Origin of the sequence: Nostoc sp., assembly GCF_036919675.1 — a bacterium.
In the GTDB taxonomy this organism is placed as follows: Bacteria; Cyanobacteriota; Cyanobacteriia; order Cyanobacteriales; family Nostocaceae; genus Nostoc.
Genome location: NZ_JBALCP010000096.1, coordinates 79,964 through 97,989, shown reverse-complemented (window position 1 = coordinate 97,989; position 18,026 = coordinate 79,964). Strand labels below are relative to the sequence as shown.

Here is an 18,026-nt window from a genome sequence, read left to right as displayed (position 1 = left end):
GTTTAGGATGATTTGATTATGGTGCTAGATATTACAAAACCAAAGGATTACATTGACCTAGCATCTTCTTTGTCTAAAGAACTTGCTCAATCCGCAGTTGAAAGGGATGCCCAAGCTGGAGTTCCAGAAGAAGAAATTAATAAACTGCGTGAAAGTGGTTTGTTAGCGCTGATTGTCCCCAAGCAATATGGTGGGATTGCCGCAACTTGGATTGATGCCTTAAAAATTGTCAGAAAACTGGCAAAAGCTGATGGTTCAATTGGTCAGTTATATGGTAACCATCTGAATTTGACGACTTTGGGTCACGTTTTGGGCACACCAGCCCAAAAAGAAAAATATTATAGAGAAACTGCTAAGAATAACTTATTTTGGGCAAACGCCATGAATCCGCGGGACACTAGGCTGAAAATTAACCCAGAAGGCGAGAATTTTCGGGTTAATGGTGTTAAAAGCTTTGGCACAGGAATTTCCGTTGCAGATTTCCGGGCATTCTCCGCTTTGGAAGATGGCGTAGAATTACCCTTCCTATTCATAATTCCCAAAGACAGGGAAGGGGTAGTTTCTAATCAAGATTGGGACAACATCGGGCAACGTCGAACTGATAGTGGTAGTTATACATTTAACAATGTCCTAGTAGAGAAAGATGAGATTTTGGGGCCACCCAATTCCCCTGATAGTGCCTTCTCAACTTTTCTTGCTATTATTGCCCAGCTAACAAAAACCAACGTTTTTCTGGGAATTACTAAAGGAGCCTTCGCCGCTGCTCGTGAGTATACTAAAACTACTACTAAACCGTGGATTACATCAGGTGTAGATAGTGCTACTCAAGACCCATATATTCTGCATCATTACGGTGACTTTTGGATTGAAATCCAAGCTGCGATCGCTCTAGCCGACCAAGCAGCCGAGAAGCTGCAAGCAGCATGGGAAAAAGATGCAGAACTCACTTATCAAGAGAGAGGAGAAGTTGCGATGCCTGCGGCGAGCTTCGCTAACGCAGTTTTCACAGCTAGAGGATTAGCTAGCCGTGTAGGTATAGATATTACCAATCGCATCTTTGAAGTTACCGGAACTCGCGCCACTGCAACCAAATATGGATTTGACCGTTACTGGCGGGATTTACGAACCTTTACTCTCCACGATCCTGTGGACTACAAATTGCGAGCGATCGGCGATTGGGTACTCAACGATCAACTACCCGTAATCACGCAATATTCTTAGGGCATTGGTTATTTCTCTCTCCACTTTAAGAGCCTTCCCTACTCCCTCATCCACACAGACGCGATTAATCGCGTCTCTACATAATCCCTAATTCAAAATTGATATGACTCAACTAAAAACACTTCCTACCTATGATCCAAGTTTATTTGAAGGAGCCGCTGAGGGGTACGCTCAATATAGAACTAAATACCCACCTGTTGTATTCGACAAATTAACCGAAATATTTAATCTAAGCAGATGGCGGTAAGTTGCGGGATACTGGCAACTTTTACTCAACCTCACGCCAGTTTTATCAGGCTCATCCTGACGTTATAAAAGTGTTTCTAGAGGAGCTAGAAAAGGCAGAAATCTGGACTAAGGATCATCCCAAAGAAGTAACACACCTGCTTGCTCCTGTGACTCAGCTAGATCCACCGACTCTAGAAATAATGCATGATAAATATGACTATGGTCTGGTACCAATTACCGAGAAAACCATTATCAAGCAACAGGAAGTTGCAGAAAAGTGGTACAGCTTAGGACTTATCCCCAAGAAGGTGAATGTTAGAGACGGGTTTTTGACACCTGAAGAGTACGCCAAAATTACTCCCTCAGAAGTGCAAGCTAATAAGTAGCCAATGTGAAAACCAGGGAACAGGAAATAGTTACTATCTCCTTATCCCGTAAAAAATCAGTTTAAGACAAACTGTGGCGTTGAAAAAATTCCCAAATTGTCTGAGTGGCGTTCAAACCAAGTTGAGCATTGAACTTATTTAGGCTCGCATCAGTTGAAGCACCACCAGGCCAAAAATGTCCCCCGTCTACTACAGCTAGCTGTAAGACCTCTGAGTTGCCACTACAACTTGAGTACTGAACAGCTTTGACTTTGGAGCTTTTGCTGGAGTTAGTGCCAGGAAGCGGTAGGGATGTGGAATGTGAGATACATTGATCGTGCGATCGCCAAAAGCTTATTATATCTGAAATAGAAACAAGCGCTCCTCGTTGACTGTGGTCATCACCTTCATAACGTACATCTTGATCGTTTGTACCGTTGATGATCATCATCGAGATCGGAGTCTGAGGGTGGCAATTAGGTTTGAGTCGAACTGGAAGAGAGCCAGCTACTGATGCGAAAGCAGCAATTTTATCAGATAGCTTACATGCTAAAGCTTGGGTAAGTATTGCGCCCCTAGAAAAACCAGTGGCATAGACTTTATTACTATCAATATTTATTTGTTGTTTAAGATGATCAATTAAGGCACTAACAAATAAAACATCATCTACCCTTCCTTGAGAATTACCTCTAAGACTCCATTTTTGATTAATTCCATCTGGATAAACAACAATAAACCCTTTTTGATCCGCTAAATTATTAAAGCGTGTAACATCACTAATTGAACGACCACTACCAGAATCTCCATGAAATACTAAAACTAATGGCATTGGTTGGTTTGGATGATAAGATTTTGGAGTGTAAAGATAGTAGGTGCGTAATCGTCCTTGGTTATCTATCTGTCCATAATTATCACCACTCAATATTTTTTGTTTAGATGTATTTGTTTGATCAGCTTGGATTGAGTTGCAGGCCGTTACTAAACTCATTACAAGTAATAAACTAATAATTTTCTTAAAATATTGACAATTCTGATATATATTCATGGTAAATTACTAAATCGATAAAAATGCTTTCACTCAGATTAAGATATTTTGTCTACCCTCCAAAGTTGTATTAAATTAAAACTAACACTCTTACTAGAGTATTAGTTTTGATTCTGCTCAATCAGCTATGCAAGATTTATTGCAAAAGTCTTAAAATGCCCTGCGCTAAGGCGCACGCTACGGGAACAGACTGAAATCTGGGGCTACCGTGACGAAGCCTGTTTTAGAAGGTTTTTAGACATGAAGTCCGCGTAGGTGGACTTCATTTTTAGAGCCGCGACTTTAGTTATCGGGTATTTTTGCAAGAAGTTGATTACAATACCACTGCCAAGTGCAACAGATATATTAATAAACTTTTACATAGTGACCAGGAACCCAGTGGCGATGACCGTTTGCTGTTCTTACCCAATGTCCACGAATCCACTTCTTGTGGGCATAGGCAACGAGATTATTTGTATGAACACCAGGTCTAACAATTATCTGCGCTGCCGATGCCTGTGAGGGTAAGGAACCAATTACGAGTGGTAGAGCAAGTAAAGCGCCAACAAAGATACGTTTCATTATTTAATCTCCGATCAGTTACTTTTGGTTTAGTTGACTACAACATTCCTAAATAATTTATGGATATCTACCCCTCCCCCAGACACATAATCTTCGGAAATACCTTCGGCATATAGCGTTTCTCTGTCGGATGAGGTACATGTATGAGACTAGGAAGCTTGTCAATTAAGGGTTTTAGTGTACTTCACGCAGGAACTGCTATAAGGAATTTTTCCATAAAGGAAAGTGCCCGTGAGACTATAGGAAGTCTTGTTTATCTCACGACTAAATAAGATTGATGTATTACTTTGAGTTTAAAACACTAAATAGAAATACATATGGTAAGAAAGTCATAATTTAGGCATGACTAAAGTCATACTTACATGATGTGCAATTTCTGAAAAATTTTACAAATGTGTTGCGATTTTCGCAATAATCTGTTTCTCAGCTAAAAAATTCCGAAAAATAACAACTCTTGGCGCTCTTGGCGGTTCGATAGTTTTCATAACTCAAATAGGATTGCTATATGCGTTGTCTTTTGAGTTTCTTGCAATCACTAAACACTCATTTGGAACCCTAGTAAGCATATTGTTAAAAGCTGGAGTATAACGACCATCTTCACCAACAACCTTGCGGAGAGTATACTCCCCAGCCCTAGAAAATCCGCCCAACCAAACGTTCTTTCTGTGCCAGATATCTCCATTGGGAGAACTTTTGTCTTGAGACATTGTAAGACTTACAATCGATGTTGAAATTTCTATTCCTAGCAAAAAAGGGATGATTTGAGCTTGCTGCAAAGTTTCATCTGTAAACTGAATTTTGTAAGTTACTTTAAACCATTGAATAAAATGTAGTAATATCCAGCCACCAATCGAGTTATGAAAAGTCCACTGCAACGGTGCAAAGACTGGTAAATCCAAGGTTTTTTTCTGTGTATTCCATTCTAAATTGTACATAGTGATGCAAGTATCTGGCAGTGGATTACCATCCAGAAAAAATACACCCTTAAGGACAGATGGTAAGTTTGTTTGTTTGATTGGAATCATCCAAGTTGCAATATTATTGAGTTGCTTTTTCTCGATTAATTCAGCCATACTAATTTGTAATTCCTACTTCGTAAGTAATACACACAAAAAATAAAAATGATTACAGGCTTATAAGAGAATGTCTAAAAATTTGGCGATCCACCAAACAGATGAATATTACCGTGACATACTCCTACACTGACTCTTTGAGTACAGTGTAGGCTTCCAAGACAATTCTCTAACTCTAAACCTGACATCTTCACTCACAGCCGTGGAGCAAAACCTTGTAGCACTAAATTATTAGGAGTAACGGCAGTCACTTTTTCAAAATCCCACTTGACTTCTGTAATTGAGTCCCATTGATAGTTCTTGAACAGATGTAAACAGAAAATATTGATAAAGCCAATTGATAAGGATCTACCAGGACAGGCTCGCTCATGCCCTTCGCCGTTCCAAGATAAGATATCTGAAAAATTCCGTGTTAGGTCAAAATCATCTGGATTTTGGTATCTATTGGCATCCCGATTAGCCGTCAAAATAGAGCCAAGCAAGCGAGTACCTTTTTGGAATGGACATTTTTGTTCTCCAATCTCAACTTCACCTGCTTCAGTAGTGAGTTGGCTAACAAATCGCACAGGTGGATAGAGACGACCTGTTTCCAAAATCACTTGATTGAGAAGTGTTGACTGTTCTAGAGCGTCTGGGTCTAAACTTTTCTTACCATTCCAAACTGCATTGACTTCTGACAATACATCATTTCTGAGGGCATTATCCAGGCATAGAACACCAATAACAGATCCCAAAAGCGCACTCGTACCGGCAGTACCGGCAAGATGAATCATATCGAAAAGGCTATTAGCGATTTGGTGTTCGTTCAACTGATACTGAGCGCCTGTTTCAAAGTAAGATGCCCATTTGGCAGATTGTTTATATCGCTTGGTTAAATGCTTGCGATGCCGAATATTTGGCGCTGTTAATATTGCCAGCAGATAGTTGCTAATAAAATTTGGCAAGGATGCCAGAGCAAAACCTTTAATGTAACTACTCGATGCTGTGATTTCTTCCTCAGATAAAGATATCTGAAAAACCAGTTGGTGCAAAATCGACAGCATAATCTTTGGCAAATCGTTGCCGATGTGTAATTTGCTCTGTCTAGCAGCCTCTAACAGGCTTTGCTCAACTAGATACCCTAAAAAGTCTATCTGTTCAGACGGTTCCGGTAAGGCTTGTAAGAACACAGTACGCAGTCCTGTGTGTTCTTTACCGTTGGTTCCTAAGCTCAGAGGATTATCCAGCAGGTAGCTAGGAGCTAATATTCTGATGATACCTAAATCATTTCCCCGCAGCTGTGGTTGGGTTTGCATTAGTTCCTTCACTTGGGAATGAGAGGAATGCATAATTGCTTGATCCACGGCAAAATACTTGTCTCCAATATTGTCCTTTCGGATGTAGAGAAAGTCTCGCCATGCGTTGAGCATGATTGAGGCATCCATGTAATAAAAAACTAAGCGCACAAACTTGCCGATCGCAGTGTCATAACCTACTTTCGCTAGTATAGGTGCAAGCCAGATCTGGCGATCGTGACCTTGTAAGACTTTATCTTTAAGTGTCATAATATTTACTTTGGAGTTTTAATGGTCATTGTTCATAAAACATTGAGCATTGGTTGTTCCCAGTCCCTAATTCAGATATTGATGCTTTGAGGAATTTTAGAAGGAAGCAGATACTCATAAATTGGACGGTGCAAATTACGTTGCTTAATCGTATCTTCTACCTGCTGAAGATTCCTCTGGAATGCCTGTAAAAATGGTTTTACTTTCTGGTCTGTAAAGTATCCTTGCTGATACTCGCCCAGCTTGTTATAGTATACAGATCCCAATAAGCTGAGTAAATTGTATTGCCGTTGCGCCTGATCTAAGGGGGGGAGCAAATTCAGGTAGTCTTGCTCAGTAACTTCTCTTTTGAGAGTTGAGGCTGGTAAATAACCTGCCATTGGGATGGCTGCGGCGTAGCCCATCAAATCTTTTTGCGGAAAGTTAACCGCAGCATGTTGAGCGCTAGCGGTGAAAATAATCAGCGTAATGGCATCATTCAGGTAATTGAGCGTTTTGATGCCCCCATTCTCGCCAAAATCGGGGATACGACCACCATCATAAGCTGATATTTCAGCTGCCCATGCTTGCAGGGCTGTGTCTTTCTGAATATCTTCATCGGTGAGGTAATATAAATTCAGATAGTCCCAAACCCATTGATGAATGGCATCCCAAACTAATAGTGCATCATCCCGATAAGGATAAACAGGCAATAGATTGGGATCATCCACACCGCGCTGTTGGAATTGCTTGGGCAAGATGGCACTATTGAACCCATAGCTTTGCAACCCCAGCACTGTTAAAACGCGGGAGTTATCGATTGATGCTGAGAGTAATCTATCGACACCACCGCTAGGAGCAATCAGAATCCGTTGGGCAGCATCGTTAATTGCTAAGGTACTGTCAAAATGCGGGCGCAGCAGAATTCTTAGGGGATGCGTAAGTGGCAGTTGTCGATAGGTTGCGATCGCAAAAACACCAACTAACAGGTGAGTTCTTGCTAAGTGAGTAATCGGTTCGTGGAAGTTGGCATCTGCTATTTGGACAACTGTTTTGGCAAAAAGCCAAGCGTATTTACCGGAATTAGGGGTAATGATTGGATAATCTGATCCTGGGGTTTGACCGCATTGAATGGCTATCGGACGCAATAGACGGGTGGGGTCTGAACCTTTGGGTAAGGCAAACAGTGCTATGGGAGCATAGACATATTTTTGCTCATCTGGGAATGTACCGTTGATCGCACCGGATAAAACTTTATAATCAGCTAAGTAGAGCCTTCCTTCAAGTCCTGCTGCTGCTAATGAATCGTCAGTTCCCATCACTGCTTGGTAATGTTCGTCTGTGACTGGGAAGCGATCGCCTGGACTGGTTACTCGCTCGATCATGACGGGATTGTAGCCAGCTACCCGCATGTAGGCAAATACTTCATCTTCCTGGTAAGTTTTGGCGATCGCTGGTACACCAATCACCACAAACAAATTTTCGTAGTCCTTGAGACTGGTTGCATGTACTGTGGGTTGTCCTTCATATAGAAGGGTAATTACTTGATTTAGAGCATCTCTGAGGATCACAAGTCCGTTTTCTTTAAGAATAGAAAAGAAAAGATCGTCGAGTTCTCTAACATCCTGAGATATCTGTTTAAGCAAAAACTGGGGGATAATTTGGAGGATTCTCACCAGAATGCTGATTTGGGCTGGTATTGCTCCCTTGATTAAGGCTTCTAAAATAAACCTTTCGACATCATCACGAATCGATTCAGAACCCTGATTTCCTCTGTTGACAATCAAGGTATTCACAAAAAGAACTCGTAACTGCTGGGCTAATAAAAGATACCAATTAGTGGTGAACTCTTCCGCAAAAGAAACCTGATCCACCATAGCAATAGATGGAATATAGGTATAGTTATATTCATACTCTTGCCTAGTGATGTATAGACTATGAGTACTTGGGTAAGTTATCGAATTATCTGATGATGAAGCAGTCATTGCCCCTATTCACATGTAGTGGTTTAGATAACTTTAACAGTTGAGGATGCACAAGTTTGAGTTAGCTAAATGTATTATCGCAATCAAATTGAAATTTTTGATTTTTCTCAAAGAAATTTTATATAATTTCTCGCTCACTCCTAACTCATTCATAATCAACAAAATCCTCAGATTCAGGAGTAACCAGAGATTTCTAGCTTTCATTAAAGGAATCTCAACTAATAATCAAAAAGTCGATGAACATTTTAACTCGCAGAGAATGCCTGCGATTCGGGAGATAAAGCAGGCTTGATTTTAGTAACGGAAAAATTTTGGCCATTAGTGAAGCATCGGAATGAACTGAAGTTGGGGAATCTTGCATCTGGGGATAAAATTGCTCAGAAAGCTCTCAATCGGTTCAGTTTAGCTGTTTGGGGAATTCGCCAACGGTATCCGTATCCCGGCTCAATACTTAGTACCAGATGAAACCGCTACTTTTGTCAACGAAATCAAAAGTTTGTGGTTGATTGACTTTTTTGGTTGATTACTTTGTCCTGGTGTCACATACTCGATTGAGAGATTGATGGTATTTTATTTTTGCACAAACTCCTTTATCCCAATCGCGATACAAGCTATGACACTCAATTTATATTTACTGCGACATGGAGAAACTACTTTTAGTCAAAGTGGTAACTTCTGCGGTGAAACTGATGCGGAGTTGACTTCTGAAGGGATGCAGATGGCAGAGAGTTTTGCCGATGTTTATCAAAAATTGAAGTGGTCAGCGGTTTATGTTAGCCCGATGAAGCGCACAATTGCAACTGCCAAGCCATTTTGTGATGCTATCGGTATGGATATGCAGTTGCGTGACGGACTTAGAGAAGGTAGTTACGGCGAATGGGAAACTAAGAGTAAATCGTTTGCCCAAGAGAATTACGCAGAAAACTATGTAAAATGGTTGACCGAACCCGCTTGGAATGCACCCAAAGGTGGAGAAACTGCGGTAGATATTGCTAACCGTTCTATGCCTGTAATTGCTGAAATTCAAGAAAAACATCCCCAAGGTAATGTTTTAGTAGTTTCCCATAAAGCCACGACTCGGATTATGCTTTGCAGTTTACTGGGAATTGATTTGGGACGCTATCGCTATCGGGTGAATATTTTGGTCGCGTCGGTAAGTATGGTTAAATTTGACGTTAATGGTCCTTTGTTAGAAATATTGGGCGATCGCCATCATATACCCGATCGTATTCGCTTTCGTCCGGGAACATAATAGTCCCTACTAGTACAGCACGGCGTAAATAAGCAGACCATTGAAAAGCCCTAAAGAGCTTATTCCATAATACTTTTGACTTTTGACTTTTGACTTTTGACTTCCGCCTTGCGGTACTAGTAGTTTGTCAAGAAACTATTGACATGATATCTGCGTTCGCGGCAACAAAATCTAACTTTCCAGCTTCCTGTGTCAAGCACCAAATCCTCTAAACAAAAACCGAAGACCAACACAAAAGGATTTGATTCACCGGACTTAGGCAAGAAATCTTTGGGCAAGATAAAAGTAATTAATCTGAAGTTACCCCATCTTAGCTTCTGGTTGAGCCAAGATAGCTGCAATTTCGTCCCCTGACAATCTATAGGGGATCTTGGCCTTACGTCCCGACGATGGGATATTTTTTTAACTGGAGTTTCTGAGCCTTTACTTTTTGCAGATGAAGGTAGAGGTAGGTTTATTCAGCTATTAAGTTGGCGATCGCTTCTACTAACTCGGCTGGCTCTATTGGTTTGGCAAGATGCTTGTGAAATCCGGCTTCTAGTACCTGCTTGGCATTAATTTCTCCAGCATAGGCAGTAAGTGCGATCGCCCGAATTTGCCCTCCCTGCTCTGGTGGCAGTGTTCTCAACTGTCGCATAAACATACATCCATCCACTTCTGGCATCCCAATGTCGCTTAAAAGTATATCTGGTAAGGATTGGGTTAAAGCGGCTAGGGCTTCATTTGCTGATGCCACTGCTGTCACATTTGCTCCATACTGCTCTAGCAAGAAGGCAATAAATTCTCGCGTATCTACATCATCATCCACTACTAAAATTTTCACCCCATTCAAATTTGCGGATGGCTCTGAGTCGCTACTGTCCTGTTTAATCTCTGATTGATTTTGGATCAGTGGGAGTCTGACGGTAAAAGCTGCCCCCTGATCTTCCCCTCTGCTTTCTACCTGGACTGTCCCGCCATGCAGTTCAACTAAGTGACGGACGATCGCTAACCCTAATCCCAATCCACCAAATTTTCTAGTGGTGCTACTGTTCTCTTGGCGAAAATATTCAAACACGTAAGGTAGGAAATCAGGATCGATGCCTTTCCCTGTGTCGCTGACTTGAATTAGTGCTGAGTTAAGAGTGCTAAGTGCTGAATTGGAACTAGGACATGATGATAGTCGAATATCCACCCGTCCCCCCTCAGGTGTAAACTTAACCGCATTTGAGAGCAAGTTCCAGACGATTTGCTGCAATCGGTTGGAGTCACCTAAAACTTGTCCCAAATTTGGTTCTAGGCTGATATGCATTTGAATTGACTTAGCTTCTGCCGATAGCCGCACTGTCTCCATTGCTGCCGAAATCACAGATGTCAGGTCAACTGGGTAGATATTTAAGCTAAGTTTACCTTGTAAAATCCGGGAAATATCTAACAAGTCTTCAATCAGTTGCGCCTGTAACTTAGCATTTCGCTCAATAGTCTTCAACGCTTGAGGGATTGTCTTTTCATCAAGTTTTTTGGTTTGGAGTAGCTTTGACCATCCTAAAATTGGGTTGAGTGGCGATCGCAACTCATGAGAAAGGACTGCCAGAAACTCGTCTTTTATCCGGTTGGCGTTTTCTGCTGCTTCTCGTGCGGTTTGCTCTGCCTCGTATAGACGGGCACGTTCCATCGCTTGAGCGCACTGCTGTGCTAGTGCCAGGATAAAGGTATGGTCATCCTGGTTAAACTTCTGAATTTCGGCAAAAGCTAGAGATATTCCACCTATGGCTCGTCCCTCGATGATTAATGGAATCGAAATCCAAGCTCCGTAGTTGTACCGAGCATACTCCTGAGCCAGATGTGAGTAACGAGCCACCCTTGTTGCTGTTGGCTCTTGCCAGATCGGCTTTTTGGTTCTGACTGCTTCTGCCAGTGGCGCGGATGCATTAATAGAGAATCGACGCCATGAATCTAGCGTTTCCTGTTGATAACCTACTGCCCGGATAATTTCTAGTTCAGTGCCGCTTTTAGTCACTAGTGCTACTAAAGCAGAACTAGCTCCTAAAGCTGCCATACCTTGCTCTACAATTACTTCAGCAACCTGTGTGGGAGTTAGAGATTCAGAAAGTGCAGCGGTAAGAGCTTGCAGACGGGCAGTGCGAGATGCTGCCCGTAAAGCTGCCTGTTGGGATTGCTGTGCTTCTTTGTAGAGTCGGGCATTATCAACAGCGATCGCCGCCCGACAAGCTAACTCCTCAGCTAACATCAGGCTTTTGGTGTCATAGCGACGACCTGAAGAAGATACCAAAGTCATAGCTCCCAGCACTCGTCCCCGAACTATCAGCGGTACACTCATACCAGATGTCGGATTTAGTTCTTGCAAGATTTTTCGGTGAGCGGCGCTGTGGGTTGGCACTTGCATTTGTTCGTCACGAAAATGAGTAATTTGTGACTTGCCTGTGCGTATTACCTCAGCAACACCTTTTGTTTGTGTCAAATCAGGCGGATAATTTTGTAACTGTTCTACCAATTCTTGTTTACCTCGATTGGCATGAACTGCTGCTACCCGGAGGACTGATTGATTGTCACAAATAATATCAACTAAGCACCAATCAGCTATTTCAGGCACTGCTAAACGCGCCAAACTGGCTAAGGTTGTCTCGTAATCCAATGATGCAGCCAAAATCCCACTAGCCTCAGCGAGAAAACGCTGCTGTTCCTCCACCTGCTTGCGCTCAGTAATATCTCGTGAAGACGTCTGCATCTCTAAAATTTCTTTAGTTTGGCGATCGCGAATAGCTCGAAGAGTTGTTTCCAACCAGATATAATGTCCATCTTTGTGACGACCCTGGTGAGTAATAGTATAAGTATCTGGTAAATTGGCATTGACTGGGTAATTCTTAGCAATCTCTGCCAGATCGTCAGGATGAACTAACTGATAGCTGAGACGACCGACTAATTCCTCTGGTTGATACCCCAGTACTGTGTAGCAAGCTGGTGAAATGTACAGAAGAGTTCCATTTACTGTATGGCGTGAAATAATATCAGTTGAATTCTCAGCCAGCAGCCGAAAACATGCCTCACTCTCGCCCAGTTTTGCCTCTGAGAGTTTGCGGACATTAATATTACGGAAATAAAGTGATAATCCTGTGGGTGAAGGATAGGCGCGAACCGCAAACCATGTATCAAAGGGTGGGTAATAATCTTCAAGCTCAAGCGGTATTCCTAGAGCAACTGCCTTTTGATAAAGCTGACCAAAGCTAGTAGCAGCAAGTTCTGGGAACTCTTCCCACAAATTTTTTCCGAGCAGATCCTCGCCGAAACGCCCCAGATTTCTGCTTGCTTCATGATTGAGGTAGGTGAAGCACCACTCACTGTCAAAGGCCAGAAAGCCGTCAGTGATCCTCTCCAAAATTTCGGTAACTTGCTCTTTGGCCTCCTCAGCCTCAACACGAGCCGCTTGCTCCCGCTCAAATAGCTGTTCGCACTCTGCTTCGGCAAGCTTGCGATCGGTGATTTCTTGGCAGATTGCGCCCACCCAAGTAATTTCATCGGGTAGTTTAATCGGATAATAATTTCCCGACCAATAGCGCTGCTTTCCAGGCGCGGCGGGTGTCTCCCCACTAGTCTCTTGGGCAATAGATTCTCCCGTCTCGATCACATGGCGGAAAGCTTCCATCACCGCAGGATCTAACTCAGGTAGCAGTTGGGCGATGGTCTTACCGATATGCACCTCTTGGGGTAAACCATTAATCTCAGCTAAAGCGTCATTCAATCGAACGTATCTTAATTTCTCATCCCATAAGCCAATACCTATAGGTGCGTTATTGAAGAGGGTATCAAGCAGAACGTTAGCTTCAATCAAGCGAGTCTGCTCTGTTTTGAGTAGCACCAATAGTTGCTTACAGTCTGCCTCAGCCTGCTTGCGTTCGGTAATATCCAGGCACATTCCTACCCATTCGCGGATTTCGCCTGTTTCGTCAAGTATAGGCACACCGCGTATATTCATGTAACGGTATTCACCGTCATGTCGCAGAACACGATACTCAGCAACTGCAACGCTGCGTGTAGGAAATGCCTGTTTCCAAATTGCCACCATCGAGGAACGATCTTCTGGGTGCAGCACCTCAACCCAACCCCATCCTTTGTATTCTTCGGGACTTTGCCCTGTGAACGCCTCCCAGGTAGGAATCTCATCAACAACGTTGCCCCAAGGTGCCGCCCTCCAGACTATCGATGCGCTTGCTTCTGCCAGTGAACGGTAGCGCGCTTCACTATCGCGCAGCGCAGCTTGCTGTTCGCTCAAATCTTGCCGCAAATCTGTAACCTCTTCAGCTTTCAGGTGATCAATTAAATCATTAACAATGGTAAAGTCTTCCTCGCCAATCGAGACACCTGGGGTTTCAAAAATTCGGCGATATTTTTCCTCACTTTCTTGCAGTAACGACTCGGTTTGCTTCTGCTCAATCAACTGACCAATTTGAGTGGCGATCGCACTGATCATCTGGAGTAAATTGGTGTCAGGCTCTGAAATTTGGTCGCTGAAAAATTCAATCACACCTAAGATTTTATTACCCAGCCGAATCGGAAATCCGATGGCGGCGGCAAAAAAATTCTCATTTTGGGCTTCTGAAATCCAAACAGGTTGACCACTTGCCCAAACTTGAGCGGGTAAACCTTCACTCAAAGCAATTGTCCGCTGGTTGAATGGTTCTTTCTCCAAGTCAGATGAATACCAACTACTCATCCGGTGCAGAACATTAGTTTCATCGTCTCCACTCCAAATTATTCCAGCTTGCCATCCTAAACATTCACACAAGGATTGGAGAATAGCTGGAACCGCATTCACGGGCGTGGTAGCTTCAGAGAGGATGTGAGCGATCGCATACTGTACAGTTAGAAGCTGTTGGCTGCGTTTGCGCTCAGTAATATCTGTAATTAAGATTGATACGCCAGTTTCTGAGGGATAGACGCGGTTTTCCAACCAGCGATCCCATTTTGGACAGAAATACTCCAAATTTACTGAAACTTGTTCGGCAACAGCGCGGTGCAGTTCAGTGTAGAGTAGGCTATTAACTTTGTCAGGAAACTCCCAAATACTCTTGCCTAAGAAGTCTTCCTGATTGATCCCAGCTAGTTCAGCTAGCTTGTCATTAACGTAGGTGTAGCACCATTCACGATCCAATCTGATAAAAGCATCGCTGATCCTAGCTAAGACCTGTTTAACGTCTTGGATGATAGTTGCTGGAACTTCAGCAGTCACAGTCTCTGCTCCTCATTTTTGAAAGTATTTGGTTAAAAGCGCCTCACCGGGTTCTTCCATCTGGTATAGTAAGTAGCTTTTCAATTTCTTTCATAGCCAGTGGTGAAGGTCGTGTCCGTCCGTTTTCCCATCAGTTTATAGTGTCGAACGAAACCCCTAACATCGTTGCCAGTTTTACCTGTGAAACTTTGAGACACTGCCGAGTCTTTCAAACAACTGTGCAATCTTTGACTGTTCGATTGCAGGCATAAGGTGAATATATTTTTATTTTTCTACCAGATACTGGAATATAGCATCTGCGATTACTCTGACTGCATCTATCTACAGTTATAGAGGTTGTAAGTAGGGGCGCAAGGCCTTGCCATACGTGTCAACTTAAGCAAAAACTCCCTTAAAACCTCGTTTCCAGCCAGAGGCTGGAAATGCTCTTTCATTGCGGCTCTGCCGCTAGTCTTGAGGCGGAGCCTCACATTAGGCATTCCCAGTCGGAGACTGGGAACGAGACAATGAGACAATCTCTGAAAGCTTGTTCTAGGCAGGCTTTTATCTTAAGTTGACACCAATGAAGACCTTGCGCCCCTAAAAATGTACAAATAATTTTGGATAATTTATTTTTTGTCAGTCCCTTATGCAAACTATTTAAGCTAGTAGTAATAGAGTTGTTTCAATCCAGAGAATGAAAATATGAAAGTTTGGCTTGCCTGCTTTTTGGTGCTGTTTGCCTTGGCAGAACTGTTTGACTGGTTGCAAGAATTTAATCTGCCATTACCTATCTATATTTTGGGTGGCGCTTTTTTAGCTGTTGCTTCTAACTATGATAAAATATTTGGCTCCTATTTGGATGATTCAAGCATCGAAGCATCACTCGAACAACCCCAGTTAGATTCACTAACCCCATCTACTAATCCTATTTCTTTCCCAATTGCCAGTCCTGTTGAAGATGCTCAAACCTCGCTTACAGATGATTAGCCGCAATAGCACGACGCCGATAACGAACGCAAGAGCGAGTCATCTCCCAAAGGGAGACACTTTAGCGCAACGAGCCTCACGAACGTCATAGCCCGCCCTTAGACATCGCTTATCTGATTCTGTGGGTGATGCTGCACGTAGCTAAGAGTAGGAATATACCAAGGTTTCTAAGTAGCAAGGAAATTGCTACATTAATAGAGAAGCTGAGATTAATTAGCTTTTAACCTAGAGTCAGAAAATTAACTTCTGCGCCTGCAACATCTACCCAATTCAGGCTATCGTCGCAACGCCGTGATTAGTGGACTATTAGAAAAACTTCGTGTCCCCTTTGTCAAACTTCAGGATTCCCGTAAAACTTCCAAGAACAAAAGCTGGTTGCAAATTATTTTGGTTACCAGTGTAGGAGTTACCGCCTTTATATGGGGAGTTCGGGAACTGAAATGGTTGCAGTCTTGGGAGTTAATAGTTTATGACCAAATGTTGCGATCGCGTCCGATAGAAGCAGATGATCGGCGGATTTTGCTGATAAAAATCACTGACGAGGATCTCAAACTACAGAAACGGACTCTATCAGATCGTACCATAAATCAACTCTTAGATAAAATTGAGTCTTATCAACCGCGAATTGTTGGTTTATATCTTTTCCAACCAGAAGACAACAATTTGGCAGCTAAGGAGCAAAATCAAGATAATATCATCAGCACCTGTTTGTTCAGCAGCTTGGGTAGAGATGAAATACCACCGCCACCCAATTTTCCTATAGATAATGTTGGGTTTAGTGATGTAGTTGCTGACAATGAAAACGACCAAATTCTCCGCCGCAGTTTGTTATTTGCTAACTCTACAGACAAGAAATGTACAACATCATTTGCATTTGGGGCGCAAATAGCAATTAATTATCTGGAAAAACAAGGCATTGAATACCAATTTACAAATAAAGGAGAATTTAAATTAGGTAAAACCCTCTTCCCGCGTTTACAAGCTAATTCTGGTAGCTACCAACATCTGGATGCAAATGGCTATCAAATATTATTAAATTACCATCACCCCAACAGCCTCGCTAACCAAGTAACCCTTACACAAGTCCTCAGTGGCCAAGTCAACCCCAATTTAGTCAAAGACCGTCTTGTAATTATTGGCATCACAGCAACTAATCTTTCTTCAGGTAGCTTTTATACACCCTACAGCGCTTTGCCAGATCAACCAGCCAGAATGCCTGCTCTGTTTATTCATGCACAAATAGCAAGTCAACTCATCGATACAGTGTTGGATGGGCGACCTCTAATTTGGTATTGGCCAGACTGGGCAGAACTTATTTGGGTGTGGGGCTGGTCACTCTTAGGTGGAATTATCGCATGGCGGTGGCAAAATCCGTTGCTGTTGCTAGTGGTAGACGGGACAACTCTACTTGGCTTAATAGTCATCTGCGTTGCTTTGTTTTTTCAAGCTGGATGGGTGCCATTAATCCCTTCTGCTCTTGCCTTAATAATTAGTAGTATCTGTGTGATTACTTATACTAGCTATCAAAACCAGCGGCAAACTCAGGTGATTATTCTGCAAGTTGAAAAACAACAAGAAGCGATCGCCCAATTAAATGTACTCTTAGAAGATAAAACAGCATTTCCCGACTCCGATCTTGACTTTGCTCCCCCAATTGATTCACCAAAAATAAAATCTGGTGATTTACTTTTGAGTGGACGCTACAAAATCTCTCAAGTTCTTGGTGCAGGTGGATTTGGTCGCACTTATTTAGCACAGGATACTCAACGACCGGGTAATCCTACTTGTGTAGTGAAAAAGTTAATGCCAGCCCGTCAAGATCCACGATTTTTGCAAATTGCTCGCAGGTTGTTTAATAGTGAAGCTGAAATATTAGAATCTTTGGGTAAACATCATCAGATTCCCGAACTACTTGCTTATTTTGAAGATGACCACGAATTCTATTTAATTCAAGAATATATCGAGGGACATACCCTAAGTGAAGAATTACCACCTGTGCAGAATGTGCAGAATGAATTATTTGTGATGGAGATGCTCAAACAAGTTTTAGAAGTTCTAGAATTTATTCACCAGCATCGAGTGATTCATCGTGATCTCAAACCGACTAATATTATTAGATGCGTTCAAGATAATCGGCTGGTGTTGATTGACTTTGGTGCTGTCAAATTGATGCAACCGCTAAATAGTGAGCAAACCGAATTAGCGACAGTAGCCATTGGGACGCGGGGTTATGCACCTCCAGAACAATTTGCCGGTCATCCCCGCTTATGCAGTGACATTTACGCTTTAGGAATGATTGGCATTCAAGCCATAACTGGGATACCACCGCAAGAACTCCACCCAGATTTAGAAACGGGGAATGTGATGTGGCGGCAAACAGCGCCAGTCAGCGAAGAATTAGCGGCAATTTTAGATAAGATGGTTTGTTATCATTTTAGCGATCGCTATCAATCAGCCGCCGCAGTTTTACAAGATTTAAAACGTTTTTAAATTATTTGAACTGAGGATTCGGGGGGATTTTTTTACGCGATTTTGAAGGCTGGGTGAAAAAATGGAATCAACAATACACAACTTTTC

Annotated in this window: 11 protein-coding genes and 1 pseudogene; 6 read left to right on the top strand and 6 right to left on the bottom strand. The window is 42.5% G+C overall.

Translation table 11 applies throughout. From position 1 onward, the window contains the following. The first annotated feature begins 18 nt into the window (after nucleotides 1–18). Nucleotides 19–1,221: an acyl-CoA dehydrogenase family protein gene (locus V7K49_RS20335; RefSeq protein WP_335207114.1), complete on the top strand. Its 1,203-nt coding sequence runs from the start codon at nucleotides 19–21 to the stop codon at nucleotides 1,219–1,221. 236 nt (nucleotides 1,222–1,457) lie between these two features. Next, nucleotides 1,458–1,835: pseudogene (locus V7K49_RS20330) on the top strand (aliphatic sulfonate ABC transporter substrate-binding protein); the annotation flags it as partial. Nucleotides 1,836–1,896: 61 nt separating this feature from the next. Here V7K49_RS20330 and V7K49_RS20325 read toward each other — a convergent pair. The 5 genes from V7K49_RS20325 to V7K49_RS20305 form a co-directional block, all read right to left on the bottom strand. Beyond that, entirely contained in the window at nucleotides 1,897–2,802 is a 906-nt protein-coding gene (locus V7K49_RS20325; RefSeq protein WP_335207113.1) for an extracellular catalytic domain type 1 short-chain-length polyhydroxyalkanoate depolymerase, read from the bottom strand. 402 nt (nucleotides 2,803–3,204) lie between these two features. Further along, entirely contained in the window at nucleotides 3,205–3,420 is a 216-nt protein-coding gene (locus V7K49_RS20320) for a hypothetical protein (RefSeq protein ID WP_335207112.1), read from the bottom strand. Nucleotides 3,421–3,908: 488 nt separating this feature from the next. Further along, nucleotides 3,909–4,493: a hypothetical protein gene (locus V7K49_RS20315; RefSeq protein WP_334867076.1), complete on the bottom strand. Its 585-nt coding sequence runs from the start codon at nucleotides 4,491–4,493 to the stop codon at nucleotides 3,909–3,911. 194 nt (nucleotides 4,494–4,687) lie between these two features. After that, a complete protein-coding gene (locus V7K49_RS20310) occupies nucleotides 4,688–6,037 on the bottom strand; it encodes a cytochrome P450 (protein WP_335207111.1) in 1,350 nt (449 codons plus the stop codon). A gap of 71 nt (nucleotides 6,038–6,108) precedes the next feature. Further along, a complete protein-coding gene (locus tag V7K49_RS20305) occupies nucleotides 6,109–8,001 on the bottom strand; it encodes a lipoxygenase family protein (RefSeq protein WP_335207110.1) in 1,893 nt (630 codons plus the stop codon). A gap of 288 nt (nucleotides 8,002–8,289) precedes the next feature. Here V7K49_RS20305 and V7K49_RS20300 point away from each other — a divergent pair, with 288 nt between their 5' ends. Both V7K49_RS20300 and V7K49_RS20295 read left to right on the top strand, forming a co-directional pair. Next, entirely contained in the window at nucleotides 8,290–8,466 is a 177-nt protein-coding gene (locus tag V7K49_RS20300; RefSeq protein ID WP_335207109.1) for a hypothetical protein, read from the top strand. A gap of 148 nt (nucleotides 8,467–8,614) precedes the next feature. Then, nucleotides 8,615–9,253, top strand: coding sequence for a histidine phosphatase family protein (locus V7K49_RS20295; RefSeq protein ID WP_335072352.1), 639 nt, complete (start codon nucleotides 8,615–8,617; stop codon nucleotides 9,251–9,253). Nucleotides 9,254–9,707: 454 nt separating this feature from the next. Here the strand turns inward: V7K49_RS20295 and V7K49_RS20290 are convergent, their stop codons facing one another. Then, nucleotides 9,708–14,480 (bottom strand): PAS domain S-box protein, encoded by a 4,773-nt coding sequence (locus V7K49_RS20290; RefSeq protein ID WP_335207108.1) that lies wholly within the window; start codon nucleotides 14,478–14,480, stop codon nucleotides 9,708–9,710. Nucleotides 14,481–15,164: 684 nt separating this feature from the next. Here V7K49_RS20290 and V7K49_RS20285 point away from each other — a divergent pair. Beyond that, nucleotides 15,165–15,449 carry a hypothetical protein gene (locus V7K49_RS20285; protein ID WP_334867062.1) on the top strand — a complete coding sequence of 95 codons (285 nt, stop codon included), beginning with the start codon at nucleotides 15,165–15,167 and terminating at the stop codon, nucleotides 15,447–15,449. 291 nt (nucleotides 15,450–15,740) lie between these two features. After that, complete coding sequence (locus V7K49_RS20280) at nucleotides 15,741–17,939, top strand: CHASE2 domain-containing protein (protein ID WP_335207107.1); 2,199 nt, start codon at nucleotides 15,741–15,743, stop codon at nucleotides 17,937–17,939. Nucleotides 17,940–18,026 lie beyond the last annotated feature (87 nt).